The following is a 17632-nucleotide window of genomic DNA, read 5'->3' as shown; positions in this document are numbered from 1 at the left end:
AGCCTGGCTGGTGGAGTGCCGCCAGTCAAAATTCCCTGACAGGTAATTCACTAATAATATCACGCAGAAGGTTAAATATTTCGCTGAATAAATGTTCGCAAAAAGGCGCGATTAACGGCATTAATGCTGCCATTAATGAAATGCCGACGGTCAGGGTTAATGGAAAACCAATAACGAAAATGGATAATTGCGGGGCCATACGATTCAGTAAACTTAATGCCAGATTCAGCGTTAACAGGAGGGTAATGAGCGGTAGCGCCAGCATCAAACCGTTAAGGAAGATCAGGCCTCCCGTTTTGGTGATAGCCAGAAATGCATTGCTGTTCAGCGGTTCACCGCTAATGGGTAATGTGTGAAAAGTATCGACCAGCAGCGAAATCAGCCATAAATGGCCATTAAATGTCAGGAACAACAGTAGCGCCAGCATATCCATAATACGCGCTAAAACGGGCATATTGAGATGGCTGCCCGGATCGACAAACATCGCAAATGACAGTCCCATTTGCAGACCGATAATTTCGCCGGCGGTTCGCACAGCGGCAAAGGCAAATTGCATGGTAAAGCCAAGTGCTATGCCAATCAGGATTTGCTGTACTGCTAACCACAAAGCATAGAACGAAAAAATGGGAACATCGTTGGCGGGTATTGCTGGAGTAATAGCGAAGGTGATCATTATTGCGAGGCCCAGTTTTACCCGTTTCGGCACGCTGCGTTCGCTCAAAATGGGCGCGGTGGAAATGAGCGCCAGCACGCGCAATAACGGCCAGAAATACAGATTTAGCCAGGAAAGCCATTGCTCGCTTGTGACCTGCAACATTGTATCGATTACCCGATGATATACGGCAGGTTAGTGAACAAAGTGCGAACGTAATCCAGCAACAGGTTGAGCATCCACGGTCCGGCAATAATAATGGCGATAAAGACGGCGATGATTTTCGGAATAAACGACAACGTCATTTCGTTAATCTGCGTGGCAGCCTGCAAAATACTGATGATAAGACCGGTCACCAGCGCTACCAGCAGCAATGGCGCAGCCAGCGCCAGCGCGACGTTCATCGCTTCTGTTCCCATCATCATGACCGATTCCGGCGTCATTTTTCCCCCTAACTGTAGAAGCTTTGCGCCAGTGAACCGACCAGCAATTGCCAGCCATCCACCAGCACAAACAGCATCAGTTTAAACGGCAGCGCGATGGTGGCGGGCGGCACCATCATCATCCCCAGCGCCATCAACACACTGGCGATTACCAGGTCGATAATCAGGAAAGGAATAAAAATCGTGAAACCAATCTGGAACGCGGTTTTCAGCTCGCTGGTGACATAGGCGGGTAGCAAAATACGCATCGGCACGGCTTCCGGTCCCTGCAATGGCCCGGAGTTCGCCAGTCGGGCAAACAAGGCCAAATCAGCTTCGCGGGTCTGGCGCAACATAAATTCACGCAATGGTTGCGCCCCTTTTTCCAGCGCTTCCTGCATCGAGATTTTCTCTTCGCTGAACGGTTGGTAGGCATCGACATAAATTTTGTCGATAACTGGCGACATAATAAAAAAGGTCAAAAACAGCGCCAGTCCCAGCAATACCTGGTTAGGCGGTGCGGAGGGCGTTCCCAGCGCATTACGTAATAAGCCAAAAACGATGATGATGCGGGTGAAGCTGGTCATCATCAGTAAAATCGCCGGAATGAAAGTCAGCGAGGTGATGAACACCAGAGTCTGTACCGGGAGCGACCAGCTTTGTCCGCCACCAGGCAGCGGTTGACTGGTGATGCCAGGTAGTTGTGCAAAGGTGAGGGGAGTGACCAGCCAGAAAAGGACAGGAGTGACCCACAACAGACGACGCATCAGGCGCTCCCGCTACGTTTGAGTAAATTTTTCACTACCGACTGAAAATCGGACTGTGATACCTCTTCCGTCGGCGTTGCTGGGGGAAGTTTGTGCAACAGATTGATTTGCCCTGCGGTAACGCCGAGCACCAGACGTGCATCCTCCACATTAACCACGACCACTCGTTCGCGTGCGCCCAGTGAGACGCTGGCGCTGACCTTCAGCCCGTTGACGCTGGCGTGTTTGGGGGTGAAGCCCAGCCGTTTTACCAGCCAGGCGGCGGTCAGAATCAGGACAATAATGGCAATAAGCGCGCCGCTTACCTGTAGGAGCGGCGTGGCGGAAACCGGGGCAGAAGGTTGCACAGTAGCGTGGTTATTCATCACTAACGGCTCAGGCGGCGCATCCGCTCGGAAGGCGTAATAATATCGGTAATTCGCACGCCATATTTATCGGCAACGACCACCACTTCGCCCTGAGCGATTAAATAACCGTTGATCAGAATATCCAGCGGTTCGCCTGCCAGATCCTCCAGTGCCACTACTGAACCTTGCGTCAGGCGCAACAACTCTTTGATGGTCATCCGTGTGCGGCCCAGTTCGACGGTCAGCTTAACCGGAATATCCATAATCAGGTCGATATCCTGCAACGTCCCGCTGACGTCGCCGCCACCAAACTGCTGGAACATCGCCTCAGCCGCGCTTTTATTGTTTGTTGATTTTTGTTCACTCAACGCCTCAGCCCACAGATCGTCCATTGCGCCGTTGTTGTCATCGGCCGGATTATTCAAGTCACTCATTTGGGCTGTTCCTCGTTCAGAGAATTCAAGATTGGGTTAATCAAATGTTCTATCCGTAACGCATATTGGCCGTTGAGGGTGCCGTACTGGCTGGTCAGCACCGGAACGCCATCGACGTGGGCGATGATGCGGTCGGGTTTTTCTATCGGCAGGACGTCGCCGGGTTTCAGTTTTAAAATCTGTGACAGACGCAGTGAGATATCGGCAAAGTTGGCGACCAGCTCCAGTTGTGAATGCTGCACCTGACGCACCAGGTTATCGCGCCAGTTTTGATCTTCATTACGTGAGTTTTCCTGCGGCGGATTCACCAACAATTCCCGTAATGGTTCGATCATGCTGAATGGCAGGCAAATATTAAATTCGCCGGTCAGATTGCCAATTTCGACATGGAAAGGCGTGTTAACCACGATATCGTTCGGAGAGGTGGTGATATTGGTAAATTTCACCTGCATTTCCGAACGTACGTACTCCACATCCAGTGGATTAATCGCCTTCCACGCATCGCTGTAGCCTTCGAGCGCCAGCTTCAACATACGGTTGATGACGCGTTGTTCGGTATCGGTAAACTCGCGGCCTTCTACTTTGGTCGGGAAGCGACCGTCACCGCCAAACAAGTTATCTACGGCGATAAATACCAGACTCGGCGAGAACACCACCAGGCCTGTGCCGCGCAGCGGCTTCAGGTGGATAAGGTTCAGGTTGGTCGGCACCGGCAGGCTACGGGCAAACTCATGATATGGCTGAATACGGATCGCCCCGACAGTAATATCCGGGCTACGACGTAACAGGTTAAACAACCCCATGCGGAAATGACGGGCAAAACGCTCATTGATAATCTCCAGCGCTTGCAAACGCTCGCGTACAACCCGCTGTTGCGTATTGGGATCGTACGGACGAATATCACTTTCGGTGGAAAAAGCGACAGTTGGTTCGTCTTTGACCTCATTGTCGTTATTCAGCAGTGCGTCAATTTCTGCTTGAGAAAGAATGCTATCGCCCATGTCGTTATCGCAGAATAAAAGCGGTATACAGCACGTCGGTGACATCCTGTTTTGGTTGCCCGGCAACAAGCGGGGTGGAAAGCGTGGTTTTAATTGTGGCAATCAGTTGCTGTTTGCCTGGTTCAGTTGCCAGTACGGCGGCATCCTGACGCGAAAACAGCAACAACAAGCGACTACGAACTTCCGGTAAATATTCACTCAGGCGTGAACGAGTGGCTTCATCCTTCAGACGCAGGGTAATACCGATGTACAAAACGCGATCCGCATCGCCGAGGTTCACTGTGAAGGTGTCCAGTGCATAGAAGACCGGTGAGGGGGCGGCACGTTGCTGTGCCTTGTCGTCAGCGACAGCCTGATGCGAATGCCAGTAGCTGTAACCTGCGCTGGCGCAGGCCGCGAGAGTAATGAATACCAGAATCGGGAGCCAAAGCGAATGCTTGCTCTTCTTACTTATCGCGTAATCAGTCATGTGTTGCGCCCTTCCTGTGTCGCTACGGCTTATCGGCTGATTATCCTGTGTCATGAGCGTAACAAAGCGTGGAAAAGACGCGGATTAAGGTGCTACCTCTGGCGTTAGGCGAAAATATCAACGCCGCTGTTTCCTGATACACGCCCCTGTAAAGAAGCCGGAATCGACAGCACATCGTCATCTTCGCCAGCCTGGCGCTCATGGCTTGCTGTGTGTGGACTTTGCTGTTGTTGGGAGGTCGCCTGTTGCTGGTTGCTAAAACTCTCGCCGCTGATATCGCTTTGCCCCAACTGAATGCCGCTTTCTGCCAGTTGCGTGCGCAGTACTGGCAGGGCCGCTTCCAGTGCGGCGCGTACGTGCTGATGCGGTGAAACCATCTGAATTTGCGCCTGGTTATCATCCACTTTTAGGGATATTTGCACCTCGCCCAACGTTTGCGGATGCAAACGCAACTCAGCATGTTGTTGCCCCTGGCGGGTAAACAGCGAAATATGCTGGCTTAATGTCTGTTGCCATTCGTGAGAGCCCAGCGGCGCGCTTAAAACGGGGGCAGAAGCGGTAAGGTGCGGTTGTGTCTGATGCGATGAAATTAGCGGACTGACGATAGTGACAGCAGGCGAAGGCGTACTGATAACCTCCGCGTTTGTTCGGGCTTTTGCAACCAGCGATGTTAAAGATTTCGCTGACGTGGAAAGAGCGCTGTCGTTGGCATCATCAGATTGTGCGAAGTGGATTTGCGTGGTGAGACTTTGCTTCATCTCCGGTAATGCCCTCGGCGGTGTCGCTGTTACCTTTGGTGTATTGTCAAAACCCGGCAGCATCGCAAAAAGAGCGTTCAGACTCGCGGCGACGTCTTCATTAAGGTCATCCGTTTTTTTTGCCGTGTTTTTGTCTGGCGCCGCAGTTGGCGTAATCGCCTGAGCGGTGGTTAATGGTGTTATAGATTGTTCGTTGTTGATGACGGGGTGTATTTCATCCACAGGGGGCAGTAAATCCGGTTGTTTGTCTTCGGCGAGTATATCGCTGACCAGCGATTCGCCTTTTATCGGAGCGTTATCTGTCGTTACCGGAAGCTGGAGAGCAGTTTTGTCAGCCGCGGTATCGCCTGATAATGCTCCGCCCAGCAAAGCGAGAAAATCCTGCGCTGTGTTGGTGGTTTTACCGCCGGGCAGCATGGTGGCGTCAACGTCAGCGGTTATTAATGGCGCTAAGCGAATCATTCTGGTTTCCTCATGGCGGCGCGCTGGGCGAACTCATCCATCTTTTTCTGATCGAGGCGGTTTTCTGCAAGCAGCGCCGCCGTGGATTGCCGTTTCTGCAGTGTCTGCCAGACTTGCAAACGTTGTTTCTTTTCTCGCCAACCGTTCAGAGCAATATCCACTTTCTGCGTCCACTGATGAAGCTGCTGGCGATGCTGAGTAATGGCTTTTTCCAGCGTCTGAATGAACTGTTGATAGTTGATCCAGCGATGACTGGTTATTCCGGCACTCATGTCGCTGTTGAGGTTGTTGCGATATTCGTTCTGATAATCGATCAACATTTTGAGTTGTTCTTCCGCCTGCTGACATCCGCGACGCATTTCACCCAGCAGGCGAGCGGCATCCTCTACCTCTTTTTCTGCCAGATCTTTCAGGGTCGCCAGCGCACCATGTTCCGCCATCTGCCGTTATCTCCTGGGTTATGACACTGTCGGGAAAATACGCTCCAGCCCCTGGAGAGACGCTTCCCAGTCCGCACGTTCAAAAATGCCTTGTTGCAAATAACCCTCAAGCTGCGGCCATAAGACAATGGCCTTATCGAGCATCGGATCACTGCCTTTGGCATAAGCACCGACGTTGACCAGATCGCGGTTACGCTGAAAACTCGACAGCAACTGCTTGAATGTGCGAACCCGCGCATAATGTTGCTCACTAATCAGCGCCGTCATCGCCCGGCTGATCGACGCTTCAATATCAATCGCCGGATAGTGTCCGGCTTCCGCCAGACGACGGGAAAGCACAATGTGACCGTCGAGGATCGCCCGCGCAGAGTCGGCAATCGGATCCTGCTGGTCATCGCCTTCGGTGAGCACGGTATAAAACGCGGTAATCGAACCGCCGCCGCTGATGCCGTTTCCGGCACGCTCGACCAGCGCCGGTAATTTGGCGAACACCGATGGTGGATAACCTTTGGTGGCAGGTGGTTCGCCAATCGCCAGCGCAATCTCACGCTGGGCCATCGCATAGCGGGTGAGGGAATCCATAATCAGCAATACATGCTGGCCACGATCGCGGAAATCTTCGGCAATGCGCGTGGCATAGGCGGCGCCTTGCATTCGCAGGAGTGGAGAAACATCCGCCGGAGCGGCAATTACTACTGAGCGTGCTCGCCCTTCGGCACCGAGGATATTCTCAATAAAATCCTTTACTTCGCGACCACGTTCACCAATCAACCCCACAACAATGACATCGGCACGGGTGTAACGCGCCATCATTCCCAGCAGCACACTTTTACCGACGCCTGAACCGGCAAACAGCCCCATACGCTGCCCGCGCCCGACGGTAAGCAGGGCATTAATTGGGCGCACGCCCGTGTCCAGCACATGCTCAATCGGCGTTCGTTGTAACGGGTTGAACGGTGGGGTGATCAGCGCGCCGGTTTCAGCCGTATCGGGGGAGGGCAGACCATCAAGCGGTTTACCGCTACCGTCCAGAACGCGACCTAACAGTGCCGGACCGAGCGGTAACTGTTTGCCGCTTTGCAGTCCTTCAGCCGAAATATTTTTGGCGTAAACACGCGCGCCGGGCAGTACGCCGTCCACTTCCTCCAGCGGCATCAAAAACAGCCGTTGACCGTTAAAACCAACTACTTCGCTTTCTACTTCGCGCGTTTCAGTGCCGTTCTGGCGCTCAATGACGCAGGTTGCGCCGAGCGGCAGTTGTAATCCTGTCGCTTCCAGCACCAGCCCGGTGGCGCGGATTAATCGTCCGTAGCGGCGCACCGCAGGCAGTTGCGCCATTTTTGCTTCAAAATTATCCAGCGAGGTTAGCCAACGTGTCAGGCGCGTGGTCATTACACCACCCCTGGTGCTGCCAGACGGCAGAGTTCTTGCCAGCGGGTGGCAACGCTGGCGTCGAGATCGCCTTCATCGGCGGAAACTTTACAGCCGCCGGGATGGAGTGTCGGATCGCCACGCAGGCGCCAGCCATGCAAACCTAAGGTTGCCCCAAGTATCTCCTCGACGCATTGCAGATCATCCGGGTGCACACGCAGTTGAGGTTTTCCGCTGAATAACGGTTCTTGCTGTAATAACTGTTGGATCTGTTTGATCAGTGCCGGGTTGTCCACCGTTGGCGTCTGACCGATCACCTGACGTGCCGCCTCCAGCGCCATTTGCATCAGGCGCGAGGTAATCACGCTATCAAGCGCATCGAGAGTGGTCTGAAACTCACTGACCAGTTGCTGCATCCGGGCATGAATCGGTGCTTGTTGAGATTTCGCCTCTGCCAGACCCTGTTCCAGCCCCTGGGCCAGACCGTCCTGATAGCCTTGTTCGTGACCTTGCTGGCGACCTTCGGCAATTCCTGCCTGATAACCTTGCTCATGGGCCTGCATTTGCAGTTGCGCCAGTTGCTGCTCAAGGCTGGGGCCGACCTCTTCAGTGACGGTTTCTTCCGGCGCCATTAGCGGTACAAATTCTGTCTGTGGCGGCGCGAGATCGTCCGGCATCCAGGTTTTCCACAGCAGATTATCAGACATAAGTATCCTCGCCGCTGCCAATCACCATCTCGCCGGTTTCGGCAAGGCGGCGCACAATCAGCAGAATCGCTTTCTGCTCGTTTTCGACTTGCGACAGACGCACCGGACCACGGTTGGCGAGGTCATCGCGCAGAATATCGGCGGCACGTTGCGACATATTGCGCAGGAATTTCTCACGTAGTGGCTGCCCGGCGCCTTTCAGGGCGATCAGCAGTGGTTCAGAATCCACTTCCTGCAACAGACGCTGGATACTGCGATCGTCGACATCCACCAGATTTTCGAACAGGAACATTTCGTCGATAATTTTTTGCGCCAGTTCGCCGTCGAATTCGCGTACCGCGGTAATAACCGCTTCTTCCTGCTGAGTTTTCATCAGGTTGATAATTTCAGCCGCCGTTCTCACGCCACCCATTTTGCTGCGTTTGAGGTTTTGTCCGTCGAGCAGGCCATTGAGCACTTCAGTCAGCTCCGCCAGTGCGGCAGGCTGCACGCCGCCAAAGGTGGCGATTCGTAGCATCACATCGTGGCGCAGACGCTCATCGAACAATGCCAGAATATCAGCGGCCTGAGCGCGTTTCAGATGCACCAGGATGGTAGCGATAATCTGCGGATGCTCATCACGAATCAGATCTGCGGCGCTCTGCGGTTCCATAAAGTTGAGCGTTTCAATACCGCTGGCGGTATTGCGGATTTCGAGAATATCTTCCAGCAGGCTGGCGGCTCGCTCTTCGCCAAGCGCTTTCACCAATACCGTGCGCAGATAATCGTTGGCGTTGATATTCAGTGCGGCAAATTGTTCAGCCTCTTGCTCAAACTCTACCAGAACTTCGGTGAGTTGCTTGTTGGAGATCTGCGCGACGTTAGCCATTGCTGCGCTCAGGGTTTGTATCTCGCGCGGGGAGAGGTGCCTGAACACCTCTGCCGCCCGGTCTTCGCCGATGGTCATCAGCAGGATGACGCTCTTTTCGGTGCCTGTCAGGTTACTCATGATCGTTATTTATCCACTGGCGAATGACCAGCGCCACCACGCGCGGATCGTTATCAGACATTTCACGGATACGTTGGCTCATCACCTCTGCGCTCATCCGCTGGTTAGCGCGACGCTGCTGAAGTTGTTCATCTTTGCTCAGGCGCACTTCCACCGCATCTTCCACTTCCTGGCGGGCTTGTGCCTGTTGCTGTACGGTTTTTACCGCCTCGGCGTGACGTGTTAACTGCGGACGTACCGCTTTTCGCCACAGTAGCCACGCCACCAGCAGTACCAGCAACCAGCGTCCGGCGCTCAGTAACTGATCGATAAACGCCTGTTGTTGCCAGAACGGCAGTTCTCCACTGCTTTCGTTACTGCTATTGAACGGTGAGTTGACGACATTGAGTGAGTCACCGCGTTTTCCAGAAAAGCCCATCGCCTCGCGGGTCAGATCTTCAATCTGTTTCATCTGTTCGGTGCTTAATGGCAATGGTTTGCCATCGGGTAGCGTTTTGTCATTCACCACCACCGCAACAGACAGACGCTGCACATCGCCCACGTTCATTTTGGTATGGCGAATAGTGCGATCGACTTCGTAGTTGCTGGTTTCATTACGCTGTGTGCTACGTGGCCCACTATTGCTGGTGGCGCTGGTCTGTTGCTGGCGATTATTTTGAGTTGTCGGAGGCGTACTGATTGGCGCGTTATTCGCAGGCGCGGGTTGATTCGACAACGCCCCCGGCACGCCGCCGGGATAACCGGAACCGCTTTGTTCGCTCTCATTCAACTGGCGGGAACGGAGCGCGGTCTGGGATTCATTGCCATTGGGGCGATACTGCTCTTCCGTTTGCTCTTTACTGGCGAAATCCAGTTGTGCCGTCACCTGAGCGTGAATATTGCCATTGCCGACAATCGGCGTGAGGATCGCCTCAATACGTTGCTGGATACGGCTTTCAACATCGCTGGCATATTTTAACTGGATATCATTGAGGTCGCGTCCACTGCTGTTTGACTGGGTTAACAGATGCCCCCCCTGATCCACCAGTGTGACATTGCCAGTCGGCAATCCAGCAACCGCGCTGGAAACCAGATGCACAATGGCGCTAATTTGCCCTTCATCGAGAGCGCGGCCTGGTAACAGATTTACCGTCACCGATGCAGAAGGCGATTTTTGCTCGCGGACAAATAAAGAAGGTTTCGGCAATGCCAGATGCACGCGCGCCCCTTTTACCGGACCGATCGTTTCGATGGTACGAGAAAGTTCGCCTTCCAGCGCCCGTTGGTAATTCACCTGTTCGCTAAACTGGCTGATGCCAAATTTTTCCTGATCGAGAAGCTCAAAACCAACCGCGCCGCCTTTCGGCAAACCTTGCTGTGCCAGACGCAAGCGCAATTCATGAACTTTATCTGCCGGAACTTCAATGGCGCCGCTGGTTTCACTGACACGGTAAGGTATATTCATCTGCGTCAGTTGGCTGACGATTGCGCCGCCATCCTGATCGGAAAGGTTGCTGAATAACGTGCGGTAATCAGGGGCTTTTGCCCATAAAACCAACGCGACCATGACCGCCACTGCTGCGGAACCGGCTACAATCAATGGAATTTTCGGGTTCGCACGCAGGCGATTAAGCCACTCAAGAGATTTCGTCTGGGCTGCAGTCGCATTCATTGCGCACCTCGCGGTAAATGATGGACGGCGTTATTGGCAAAGTGGAACAAGACTCACTCCCGGGTCAGCAAACTCGAAAATTGACGGTCTCATTATTTGGACTTTCTTTTTTTTCTATCCGCCAATAAACCCGATTTTTTATCGTTAATTAGCGCCTTTGTCTTATTGACTTGCTGGTAGGCTTTGCTAACAGAAATTATCCGGGAGATGAATATGGCAGCCATACAGGGTATTCAAAGCGTTATCAGCCAGTTACAGGCGACGGCGATGAGCGCCCGTGTGCAGGCGTCACTGTCGCAACCGACTATCAGTTTTGCCGGGCAGCTTCATGCTGCGCTCGATCGCATCAGCGATACGCAAAACGCCGCCCGCGTGCAGGCTGAAAAATTTACTCTCGGTGAGCCGGGTGTGGCGCTAAATGATGTGATGACCGATATGCAAAAAGCCTCTGTTTCTATGCAAATGGGGATTCAGGTACGTAATAAGCTGGTGGCGGCGTATCAGGAAGTGATGTCTATGCAAGTGTAGGTTGTGTAACGTGTTGACTATGCTTGTTTAATGACATCCTATCCCACAGCCGGGGCATGGATGGGGCAAAACCACTCAATTTCTGAGTTTAAAATGGATGCCTGAATATGTGAAACGCGACACGCGTGAAGCGGATGATGTGCTGGTATTCGGGATTGTGATTTACTTTGATCGGCGATGAAAAGAAAATCCGCCGACTAAGGCTTGATTTTTTTGTGGGATGTTTATTAAAAATACCTCCGCATGGTGAATCCCCCCAGTGCGGAGTGACTAAATGATCGAGTTTTCAGAACATGTAGCGGGTTCAGTTTGATCATTACAGAACTCACCGGGAGACGCCATGTGTACATCACTAACGTTCTTCTATCTTATCGTTTATTCCTGTAATTTTTTGGCTGCGCATGGCGCAGCTTTTTTTTATATATAAAAAGAGCCAGCGCCCGATCTGAAAGACGCTGGCTAAAGGCCTTAATATGCTTGTGGCGGACAATTTTTCACAGATAGCAATGATATCTGTCAATATATTATTTACGAGGGATTTTTTTCAGCCACAGATATCCTTTATTAAGGATAAAAAAATAGCCAGCTCCGGGGATCACAGATGAGGGTCTGGCTAAAAGGGTAGATATACTTCACATGATACTTATAGGTAGCCACGCATTTTTGACAGACAGCAATAGATGTTGTCAACATATTATGAGCATTTTATAAGAGGCATATTTACTACCGTATGGATTTTAGCGGCTTCATTATGCGGGGTATAGGATTTAACAGAGCAAAAGCTTGAGGGGTTAAAGAAGCCCGTATCAATGCCTTTAGCTGGATGTCAGCAGAATTTCGTAAGTACAACGAAAGTTACGCAGCAGAACGCAATGTTGTAATACTGTAGTACATAAAGTAGTCAGCATGTCAGGTCGCTATCTCAAACGCTGGAGAAGAGCGAAAAAAACTCAATTGCGTGCAAAACAGGAACGTCTGGAGGACGACGAACCTTTTTATTATTGGGGGCTGATAAAGATATTTTAATTTACTAAAAAAACAATTTCACTACGTTAGTTATTATTTCTTAACGTGCTTATATTAATTGAACTATGTCACAGTTTTGTGTCATTTTTTTTAATTATTATCTTGTTAAGGGAAGTTAAGTTTGTCAATTGATGTCAGTAGATAATTGGAGGTCATTTATGATACATGATCACCAGGCAGAATGTCTGGAGAAGAAAGGATTGTATCGGAGAGCGGCTGAACGATGGGCAAAAGTGATGGTACAGCTAAGTGATGACCAGAAAAGGAAAATAGCGGCGCAAAAACGAGCAGAGTGTTTGCGTAAGGCGCGCCGAACTCCAGTTTCGCCGGTGAATCTGACAGAAATAAAACAAGCGGTAAACAAGTTGCATTCTGAATTGGGGATGGGTTTTGAAGAGCGACGGGTGTTCCGACGTTATAAAGGGCAAGGGGGATAAAATACATCCTGCCAAAAAACACTAAAATTAATTGAGCACGTTATTTTCACCGTTGTAACCAAAAGCGACGTTGGTCGTCGCTTTTTATGTTTTTAGGTCTAACTTGTTGCTAATCCTGCTATGTATTTTACGGTATTCTGTCATGTCTGCCTCATTTATTTTTAGAGTATAATCAAGTAATGCCGCCCCGAACATTCTGAGATGGAAAATAGATTGAGACTCTACACCGAGATAGTTTTCGGAACCCAATGTAATAGATGTTAGCGCTAACTCTTTGACAAAATCTACTTTATCAATATATTTTATAGTCCCTTTCTGTGTGGACTTGTTTCATTATTGGGTAACAACATGTTTATTAAGTCTGAAAGAACTTTCAAGCCGGGCATGTGAATTTTCTTTTATTTTATTGTTCAATAACCAGACTAATGATAAACGACGGGGAGAGTATAAGTTTGCAAAAATCGCTCATTTGCGTACCAGCTTGTTTGTTTTTACACTATTTTCGGTTATGAATCGCTGGCAACAATTATCAACCAGAACATTCACTATCGTTGCAATAATGATAAAGGTAAAGGAACAAGACTGTTGTGATATTCCCGCTGCTGATAACAGCGGGAATTAAAAATTACTTCTGAATCAAATAACGAATGGTTGGCCCGTCTTGCTGGATATCCAGCACGGTATAACCGTGGTTATGCGCATCCAGTGGAATATTGTTAATTGATTGTGGGCAGTCGCTCACTACTTCGAGGATCTCGCCTTTTTTTAGCTGAGGCATAGCCTCAAGGGTAGCGACTGCCGGATAAGGGCAGGGTTCGCCAACCATATCAAGACGGTAATCAGGAACGATATTTTTCATGCGTTCTCCTTAGCTGTTTGTAGCCCGGCACGGCGGAAGAAGCGTTTTTCCCAGCCGATAATCAACATCAGCGCGGCAAAGAGCATCAGATAAGTCACCAGCAAGCCGCCCATTGGGCCAAAGGTTTTCAGCAGGTTGATTTTATCCCAGTCGGTAGCCAGTGCCGGGGCGAAATCATCCCAGTAGTAAGCCAGAATCGTCGAGCCGATAACGTTGCCCAGACCGACCCACCAGTAGTGCACCTGGCCTTCCACTGCGCGGTACATCCAGCCAGTTTCACAACCTCCCGCCAGAACGATGCCAAAACCAAACAGCAACCCGCCGATCACGGCATTCGGGCCTGCCCACATGATTTTCGGCTCCACACCTAACTGCACATAACTGAAAATACCGATGGCGCTTACCGCCATACCGATGATGATCGCTTTCGCCATATGGGTTCGACCGGTGATCCACATGTCGCGAAATGCCGAGGTAAAGCAGATTTGTGCGCGTTCAATCAGCAGGCCAAAGCCTACGCCAAACAACATTGCCAGCCCCAGCTTCGGTTGGTTCATTGCAGTCAGCAGCGCCCAACCCAACATGCCGAAAAAGACCAGCATCCCGAGACGGAAACGACGTCGCGCCTGATCCGGTTTTTGTGTCAGTGGCGATGCAGTAGACACTTTCTGCATTTTCACGGGGATACGGAAAACAGGCAGCAGAGTAAAGCGCGCGCCAAACCACGAACCGATGGCGGTTGCGATAGCAAAGAACCAGGCATGTAGCGAGAACTGGGGAATGCCAGTAAAGAATGCGGCCAGGTTACAGCCCATCGCCAGACGCGCGCCGAAACCGGCGATAATGCCGCCAATAATGGCCTGTATAATGCGGATACGGCTGCGCGGCATTCGTAGTTTGACGTTGTTTGCCCATAATGCGGCAGCAAAGCAACCGCCGAACATTCCGAGGATCATCATCCCGTCGATGCGGGTTAATGGCGAACCTTCCAGATGGATAATTTTAAAGTAACCCCACTCTTCAGCATGGACGCCAAACAGTTGCAGGAGCTGACCGCCCCAGCGGGTAAATTCGCCGGTAACGGCCCAAAAGGTGCCGGTGATACCAAAATAGTAAGTGGAGAGAATTCCCGCCGCGATGACCGCAGGGATGGGCGCCCAGAATTTAATCAACCAGGCTTGTTTGAATTGCTGCCATGACATGTATATAGCCTCTGAACTCAGAAGGTTTGAAACAAGAGTTGCGAATCATACACCAGACAAATTTATTTGTGCGGCAATAATTCACGGAATTAATGGTCAGATCAAATTTTTGCCTGTGCCTGGAAAGGCTGACAGCAGCAGGGCTTTAATGCCACAATTCTCTTTTCTTCTCATGCAGGACGAATGATGAAAAAACTTGCAATTGCAGGCGCACTCATGTTGCTGGCTGGCTGTGCCGAAGTTCAAAACTATAACAATGTCGTGAAAACTCCCGCGCCAGACTGGCTGGCAGGGTACTGGCAGACCAAAGGACCGCAAAGCAGTCTGGTCAGCCCGGAAGCGATTGGTAGTCTGATTGTCACTAAAGACGGCGACACTCTGGATTGCCGCCAGTGGCAACGGGTGATTGCTCTGCCGGGTAAACTGACGTTGATGTCCGATGATCTCACTAACGTTACAGTAAAACGTGAACTGTACGAGATTGAACGTGACGGTAACACCATTGAATATGATGGCATGACGATGGAACGAGTGGATCGCCCAACGCCGGAGTGTGCCGCAGTGCTGAAAAAAACGCCGTTACCGACGCCGCTGCCGTGATGAAATCCCCCGCAGTCGGGGGCTCTTATGTCAGACAAAAAAGCGCCCGATGCGCAAGCTTATCGGGCCTACAACGGCAATGGCCTGAGTGTTCACGCTGCGGTCAGTAATAATGATGGGCGCCTTATCAGCAATCGGTTTTAAATCACGTCCTCAATCACCCACACGCTGACGCTGCCGCCATTGCAAAAGAACGTCGCCTCGCCGTTTTCATCGCTCACCACGCTCTCCTGCCGATTTCCCAGAAAATCGCGCCAGTTCTTATTCGCGTAATTTTCCCCCAGACGAATAATTTTTTCGCCATCGTCACCGTTTGACATAACGACTACACAGCCAGGATATTCGGCGGTTCCACTGCGGCTAAAGGCAATACAGTTTGGATGATCGAAAAAAAGCGTTTGTATACCGTGAGCGAAACGCTGACGGGCAAGAATTAACTCATCAAGCTGTTCTATGACTGGCATATCGATAGCATAAGTTTGTCCGTCACCGCCGATATCTTCGTAATGAGCGCCGTACAGATCGGGGTAAAATACCGAAGGTACACCGTTTTCTCGCAGTAAAATAAGGGCATAAGCCAGCGGTTTAAACCACGGTTCTACCGGGGCTTCCAGTGCCTGTAACGGTTGAGTGTCGTGGTTGGCGACCAGCGTGACGGCATGGAAGGGATCGGCTTCGACCAGCGTACCGCTGAAAATCTGACTCATATCGTACTCGCGGCCCATGCGCGACGCTTCGTGGAATTTCATCTGCAACGGCGCGTCAAACAGCATGGTTTGGCCTTCCACCTGATCAATATATGTTTGCAGTTTATCGACTTCGTGCGACCAGTATTCCGCCACGATGAACAGCGGTTTGGGAGCGACTTCTTGTACGTGTTCGATCCACTCTTTATAAAACCAGGCCGGAATATGTTTGACCGCGTCGAGACGAAAACCGCCGCACTGCGTTTGCTCTATTACCCAGCGCGCCCAGTATTTGAGCTCTTCCGTCACAGCATGATTGCGAAAGTCGATATTTTCGCCCATCAGATAGTCAAAATTACCGAGTTCGTCATCAACCTGGTCGTTCCAGCCTTCACCGGTGTAGTCGTTGACGATTTTAAAGATGCCGTCTTCATTTGGGTTTTCGATATGGTCGATACCGCTGAAGCATTTGAAATCCCAGATGAACTGCGAGTATTTCCCCGCGCGGGCAGGGAAGGTGTAGCGGGTCCAGCCTTCACACTCAATAATTTCATCATCGATTTGCGTGCGATCGTCAGCGTTAACACGCTGTACGCGAATGGCTTCTTTTTCATCTGCGCCCATTTTGTGATTGACCACCACGTCCAGCAGAACGGCAATATCGTTGCGTTTGAGGGCGTCGATGGCCGCCAGCAACTGTGCTTTATCGCCATATTTTGTAGGGACGCTGCCTTTTTGCTCAAACTCGCCTAAATCAAATAAATCGTAGGAATCGTAACCGACGGAATATCCGCCAGATGCGCCTTTATAAGCGGGCGGTAGCCAGACCATATTGATGCCAATATCGTTTAAACCGTCGGCGCGCTCGGCCAGTTCAGGCCAGAGTTTGCCGCCTTCCGGGTAATACCAGTGAAAACATTGTAACAGCGTGGGATTGCGCATTCTTCGACTCCACTGAAGGGGAACATAAAAAGCGTAGTCGTAATCGGATTATTCGAAAGGGAGTATCCTTTTATGCTTTGCCTGATTTCAGATGATGTTCCTGCGGCGCCAGGACATAGCCGCCTTGATCACCATAGGCGCTTAATACGGATTTTTGCATTGATGACTGACCGACCCGTTTCGCCAGCTCGTCCATCCGAATTTGTAATAACTGTTTGATTTTGCTTTCGTTTACAAGAACGAGGCGTAGCATTGGTTTGAGTTGTTCTTGCATCATGACAGTGGGGGCTATTTCTTCCGTTAAATGTGCGATTTGTTGCACCGCATTCACATATTCCATTTCGCTGGCGATGAGTTCATCCCATAATTCTTCGCTCGCCAGATGTAGCATAAGCCGGCCTTTTTCGACGAGCTGTTGCCAGGCAAAATACAAGTGCGGTGCATGGTTCATCAGAGTGGCTCCTGAATCAAAGAAGGGGAGAGTAAAGACTCTTTCCAGGCGTCGGCAATATTGCGCATTAATGATTCCACTTCTTCGACGGCGGAGACATCGTTGCGTAAATTGGCTTGCAGCAAACGCCTGACCATATAGCTATAAAGCGCAATCAAGTTTTGGGTTAATTCGTCCTGGCTTTCTTCATCAAGACTCACTCGCAGTCCGTTCTCAATAATATTGATCGCTTTTGACAAAGAGGCGCCTTTGCCTTGCGGGTTGTTGTCTTGCATAAACAGGCGTGCTCTTACCAGCGCACTTAAAACGCCGTCAAATAACATGGTGACCAGTTGTTGTTGGCTGGCGCTCATCACCGCGCTTTCGACGCCAATTTGCGCATAGGCCTGCGTGCCTTTTGCCGCGTACATGATGTTTCTCCCGATTAATAAT

At 51.0% G+C, this 17632-nt stretch carries 21 protein-coding genes and 1 pseudogene; 4 read left to right on the top strand and 18 right to left on the bottom strand.

Annotated elements, in window-relative coordinates; genetic code table 11:
- Positions 1-25: 25 nt before the first annotated feature.
- The 13 genes from fliR to fliF form a co-directional block, all read right to left on the bottom strand.
- The gene (fliR, locus tag PS053_RS04765; RefSeq protein WP_256878927.1) at positions 26-817 is read right to left on the bottom strand and encodes a flagellar biosynthetic protein FliR; all 792 of its coding nucleotides are present in this window, start codon (positions 815-817) and stop codon (positions 26-28) included.
- A gap of 8 nt (positions 818-825) precedes the next feature.
- Complete coding sequence (gene fliQ / locus PS053_RS04760; protein ID WP_000187366.1) at positions 826-1095, bottom strand: flagellar biosynthesis protein FliQ; 270 nt, start codon at positions 1093-1095, stop codon at positions 826-828.
- Positions 1096-1103: 8 nt separating this feature from the next.
- Positions 1104-1841: a flagellar type III secretion system pore protein FliP gene (fliP, locus tag PS053_RS04755; RefSeq protein WP_001253463.1), complete on the bottom strand. Its 738-nt coding sequence runs from the start codon at positions 1839-1841 to the stop codon at positions 1104-1106.
- The gene (gene fliO / locus PS053_RS04750; protein WP_059238785.1) at positions 1841-2206 is read right to left on the bottom strand and encodes a flagellar biosynthetic protein FliO; all 366 of its coding nucleotides are present in this window, start codon (positions 2204-2206) and stop codon (positions 1841-1843) included. Before fliO ends, fliP begins: the two co-directional genes overlap by 1 nt.
- Positions 2207-2208: 2 nt before the next feature.
- Entirely contained in the window at positions 2209-2622 is a 414-nt protein-coding gene (gene fliN, locus PS053_RS04745; RefSeq protein ID WP_059216408.1) for a flagellar motor switch protein FliN, read from the bottom strand.
- Entirely contained in the window at positions 2619-3623 is a 1005-nt protein-coding gene (gene fliM / locus PS053_RS04740; protein ID WP_059234911.1) for a flagellar motor switch protein FliM, read from the bottom strand. The genes fliN and fliM overlap by 4 nt, the downstream gene beginning before the upstream one ends.
- A gap of 4 nt (positions 3624-3627) precedes the next feature.
- Positions 3628-4092, bottom strand: a complete 465-nt coding sequence (gene fliL, locus PS053_RS04735) for a flagellar basal body-associated protein FliL (RefSeq protein WP_059218649.1) — start codon at positions 4090-4092, stop codon at positions 3628-3630.
- A gap of 104 nt (positions 4093-4196) precedes the next feature.
- Positions 4197-5312: a flagellar hook-length control protein FliK gene (locus PS053_RS04730; RefSeq protein ID WP_149477577.1), complete on the bottom strand. Its 1116-nt coding sequence runs from the start codon at positions 5310-5312 to the stop codon at positions 4197-4199.
- On the bottom strand, positions 5309-5752 hold the full coding sequence (gene fliJ, locus PS053_RS04725) for a flagellar export protein FliJ (protein ID WP_149477578.1): 444 nt from the start codon (positions 5750-5752) through the stop codon (positions 5309-5311). The genes PS053_RS04730 and fliJ overlap by 4 nt, the downstream gene beginning before the upstream one ends.
- Positions 5753-5770: 18 nt before the next feature.
- Positions 5771-7144, bottom strand: coding sequence for a flagellar protein export ATPase FliI (gene fliI, locus PS053_RS04720; RefSeq protein ID WP_204629348.1), 1374 nt, complete (start codon positions 7142-7144; stop codon positions 5771-5773).
- The gene (fliH, locus tag PS053_RS04715; RefSeq protein WP_059227228.1) at positions 7144-7830 is read right to left on the bottom strand and encodes a flagellar assembly protein FliH; all 687 of its coding nucleotides are present in this window, start codon (positions 7828-7830) and stop codon (positions 7144-7146) included. The genes fliI and fliH overlap by 1 nt, the downstream gene beginning before the upstream one ends.
- Positions 7823-8818, bottom strand: a complete 996-nt coding sequence (gene fliG / locus PS053_RS04710) for a flagellar motor switch protein FliG (RefSeq protein ID WP_256878928.1) — start codon at positions 8816-8818, stop codon at positions 7823-7825. Before fliG ends, fliH begins: the two co-directional genes overlap by 8 nt.
- Positions 8811-10469 carry a flagellar basal-body MS-ring/collar protein FliF gene (gene fliF, locus PS053_RS04705; RefSeq protein WP_256878929.1) on the bottom strand — a complete coding sequence of 553 codons (1659 nt, stop codon included), beginning with the start codon at positions 10467-10469 and terminating at the stop codon, positions 8811-8813. Before fliF ends, fliG begins: the two co-directional genes overlap by 8 nt.
- A gap of 213 nt (positions 10470-10682) precedes the next feature.
- Between fliF and fliE the strand changes: the two genes are divergently transcribed.
- The 3 genes and pseudogenes from fliE (at position 10683) to PS053_RS04690 (ending at position 12460) form a co-directional block, all read left to right on the top strand.
- The gene (gene fliE, locus PS053_RS04700; RefSeq protein ID WP_024165341.1) at positions 10683-10997 is read left to right on the top strand and encodes a flagellar hook-basal body complex protein FliE; all 315 of its coding nucleotides are present in this window, start codon (positions 10683-10685) and stop codon (positions 10995-10997) included.
- Positions 10998-11700: 703 nt separating this feature from the next.
- A pseudogene (locus tag PS053_RS04695) lies at positions 11701-12031 on the top strand (Rha family transcriptional regulator); the annotation flags it as partial.
- A gap of 150 nt (positions 12032-12181) precedes the next feature.
- Positions 12182-12460, top strand: a complete 279-nt coding sequence (locus PS053_RS04690) for a PerC family transcriptional regulator (RefSeq protein WP_024164817.1) — start codon at positions 12182-12184, stop codon at positions 12458-12460.
- A 625-nt stretch (positions 12461-13085) separates the two neighbouring features.
- On the opposite strand, the gene yedF is transcribed toward PS053_RS04690, so the two are convergent.
- Entirely contained in the window at positions 13086-13319 is a 234-nt protein-coding gene (yedF, locus tag PS053_RS04685) for a sulfurtransferase-like selenium metabolism protein YedF (RefSeq protein ID WP_000790499.1), read from the bottom strand.
- On the bottom strand, positions 13316-14521 hold the full coding sequence (gene yedE / locus PS053_RS04680) for a selenium metabolism membrane protein YedE/FdhT (protein WP_000118925.1): 1206 nt from the start codon (positions 14519-14521) through the stop codon (positions 13316-13318). The genes yedF and yedE overlap by 4 nt, the downstream gene beginning before the upstream one ends.
- Before the next feature lie 186 nt (positions 14522-14707).
- Between yedE and yedD the strand changes: the two genes are divergently transcribed.
- Complete coding sequence (gene yedD, locus PS053_RS04675) at positions 14708-15121, top strand: lipoprotein YedD (protein WP_010338336.1); 414 nt, start codon at positions 14708-14710, stop codon at positions 15119-15121.
- A gap of 140 nt (positions 15122-15261) precedes the next feature.
- Here the strand turns inward: yedD and amyA are convergent, their stop codons facing one another.
- The 3 genes from amyA to fliS form a co-directional block, all read right to left on the bottom strand.
- Positions 15262-16749 carry an alpha-amylase gene (gene amyA, locus PS053_RS04670; protein ID WP_256878930.1) on the bottom strand — a complete coding sequence of 496 codons (1488 nt, stop codon included), beginning with the start codon at positions 16747-16749 and terminating at the stop codon, positions 15262-15264.
- A 70-nt stretch (positions 16750-16819) separates the two neighbouring features.
- On the bottom strand, positions 16820-17200 hold the full coding sequence (gene fliT, locus PS053_RS04665) for a flagella biosynthesis regulatory protein FliT (protein ID WP_256878931.1): 381 nt from the start codon (positions 17198-17200) through the stop codon (positions 16820-16822).
- Complete coding sequence (gene fliS, locus PS053_RS04660; protein ID WP_000270657.1) at positions 17200-17610, bottom strand: flagellar export chaperone FliS; 411 nt, start codon at positions 17608-17610, stop codon at positions 17200-17202. The genes fliT and fliS overlap by 1 nt, the downstream gene beginning before the upstream one ends.
- Positions 17611-17632 lie beyond the last annotated feature (22 nt).

It is taken from the genome of Escherichia albertii, from assembly GCF_028622335.1.
GTDB lineage: Bacteria > Pseudomonadota > Gammaproteobacteria > Enterobacterales > Enterobacteriaceae > Escherichia > Escherichia albertii.
Note: the sequence above shows the minus strand (reverse complement) of the source record. Positions and strands in the feature narration are given on the sequence as shown.

Excerpts from the sequence above, each read along its gene's own strand:
- fliR (WP_256878927.1), bottom strand. The coding sequence starts at position 817 with ATGTTGCAGGTCACAAGCGAGCAATGGCTTTCCTGGCTAAATCTGTAT.
- fliQ (WP_000187366.1), bottom strand. The coding sequence starts at position 1,095 with ATGACGCCGGAATCGGTCATGATGATGGGAACAGAAGCGATGAACGTC.
- fliP (WP_001253463.1), bottom strand. The coding sequence starts at position 1,841 with ATGCGTCGTCTGTTGTGGGTCACTCCTGTCCTTTTCTGGCTGGTCACT.
- fliO (WP_059238785.1), bottom strand. The coding sequence starts at position 2,206 with ATGAATAACCACGCTACTGTGCAACCTTCTGCCCCGGTTTCCGCCACG.
- fliN (WP_059216408.1), bottom strand. The coding sequence starts at position 2,622 with ATGAGTGACTTGAATAATCCGGCCGATGACAACAACGGCGCAATGGAC.
- fliM (WP_059234911.1), bottom strand. The coding sequence starts at position 3,623 with ATGGGCGATAGCATTCTTTCTCAAGCAGAAATTGACGCACTGCTGAAT.
- fliL (WP_059218649.1), bottom strand. The coding sequence starts at position 4,092 with ATGACTGATTACGCGATAAGTAAGAAGAGCAAGCATTCGCTTTGGCTC.
- PS053_RS04730 (WP_149477577.1), bottom strand. The coding sequence starts at position 5,312 with ATGATTCGCTTAGCGCCATTAATAACCGCTGACGTTGACGCCACCATG.
- fliJ (WP_149477578.1), bottom strand. The coding sequence starts at position 5,752 with ATGGCGGAACATGGTGCGCTGGCGACCCTGAAAGATCTGGCAGAAAAA.
- fliI (WP_204629348.1), bottom strand. The coding sequence starts at position 7,144 with ATGACCACGCGCCTGACACGTTGGCTAACCTCGCTGGATAATTTTGAA.
- fliH (WP_059227228.1), bottom strand. The coding sequence starts at position 7,830 with ATGTCTGATAATCTGCTGTGGAAAACCTGGATGCCGGACGATCTCGCG.
- fliG (WP_256878928.1), bottom strand. The coding sequence starts at position 8,818 with ATGAGTAACCTGACAGGCACCGAAAAGAGCGTCATCCTGCTGATGACC.
- fliF (WP_256878929.1), bottom strand. The coding sequence starts at position 10,469 with ATGAATGCGACTGCAGCCCAGACGAAATCTCTTGAGTGGCTTAATCGC.
- fliE (WP_024165341.1), top strand. The coding sequence starts at position 10,683 with ATGGCAGCCATACAGGGTATTCAAAGCGTTATCAGCCAGTTACAGGCG.
- PS053_RS04690 (WP_024164817.1), top strand. The coding sequence starts at position 12,182 with ATGATACATGATCACCAGGCAGAATGTCTGGAGAAGAAAGGATTGTAT.
- yedF (WP_000790499.1), bottom strand. The coding sequence starts at position 13,319 with ATGAAAAATATCGTTCCTGATTACCGTCTTGATATGGTTGGCGAACCC.
- yedE (WP_000118925.1), bottom strand. The coding sequence starts at position 14,521 with ATGTCATGGCAGCAATTCAAACAAGCCTGGTTGATTAAATTCTGGGCG.
- yedD (WP_010338336.1), top strand. The coding sequence starts at position 14,708 with ATGAAAAAACTTGCAATTGCAGGCGCACTCATGTTGCTGGCTGGCTGT.
- amyA (WP_256878930.1), bottom strand. The coding sequence starts at position 16,749 with ATGCGCAATCCCACGCTGTTACAATGTTTTCACTGGTATTACCCGGAA.
- fliT (WP_256878931.1), bottom strand. The coding sequence starts at position 17,200 with ATGAACCATGCACCGCACTTGTATTTTGCCTGGCAACAGCTCGTCGAA.
- fliS (WP_000270657.1), bottom strand. The coding sequence starts at position 17,610 with ATGTACGCGGCAAAAGGCACGCAGGCCTATGCGCAAATTGGCGTCGAA.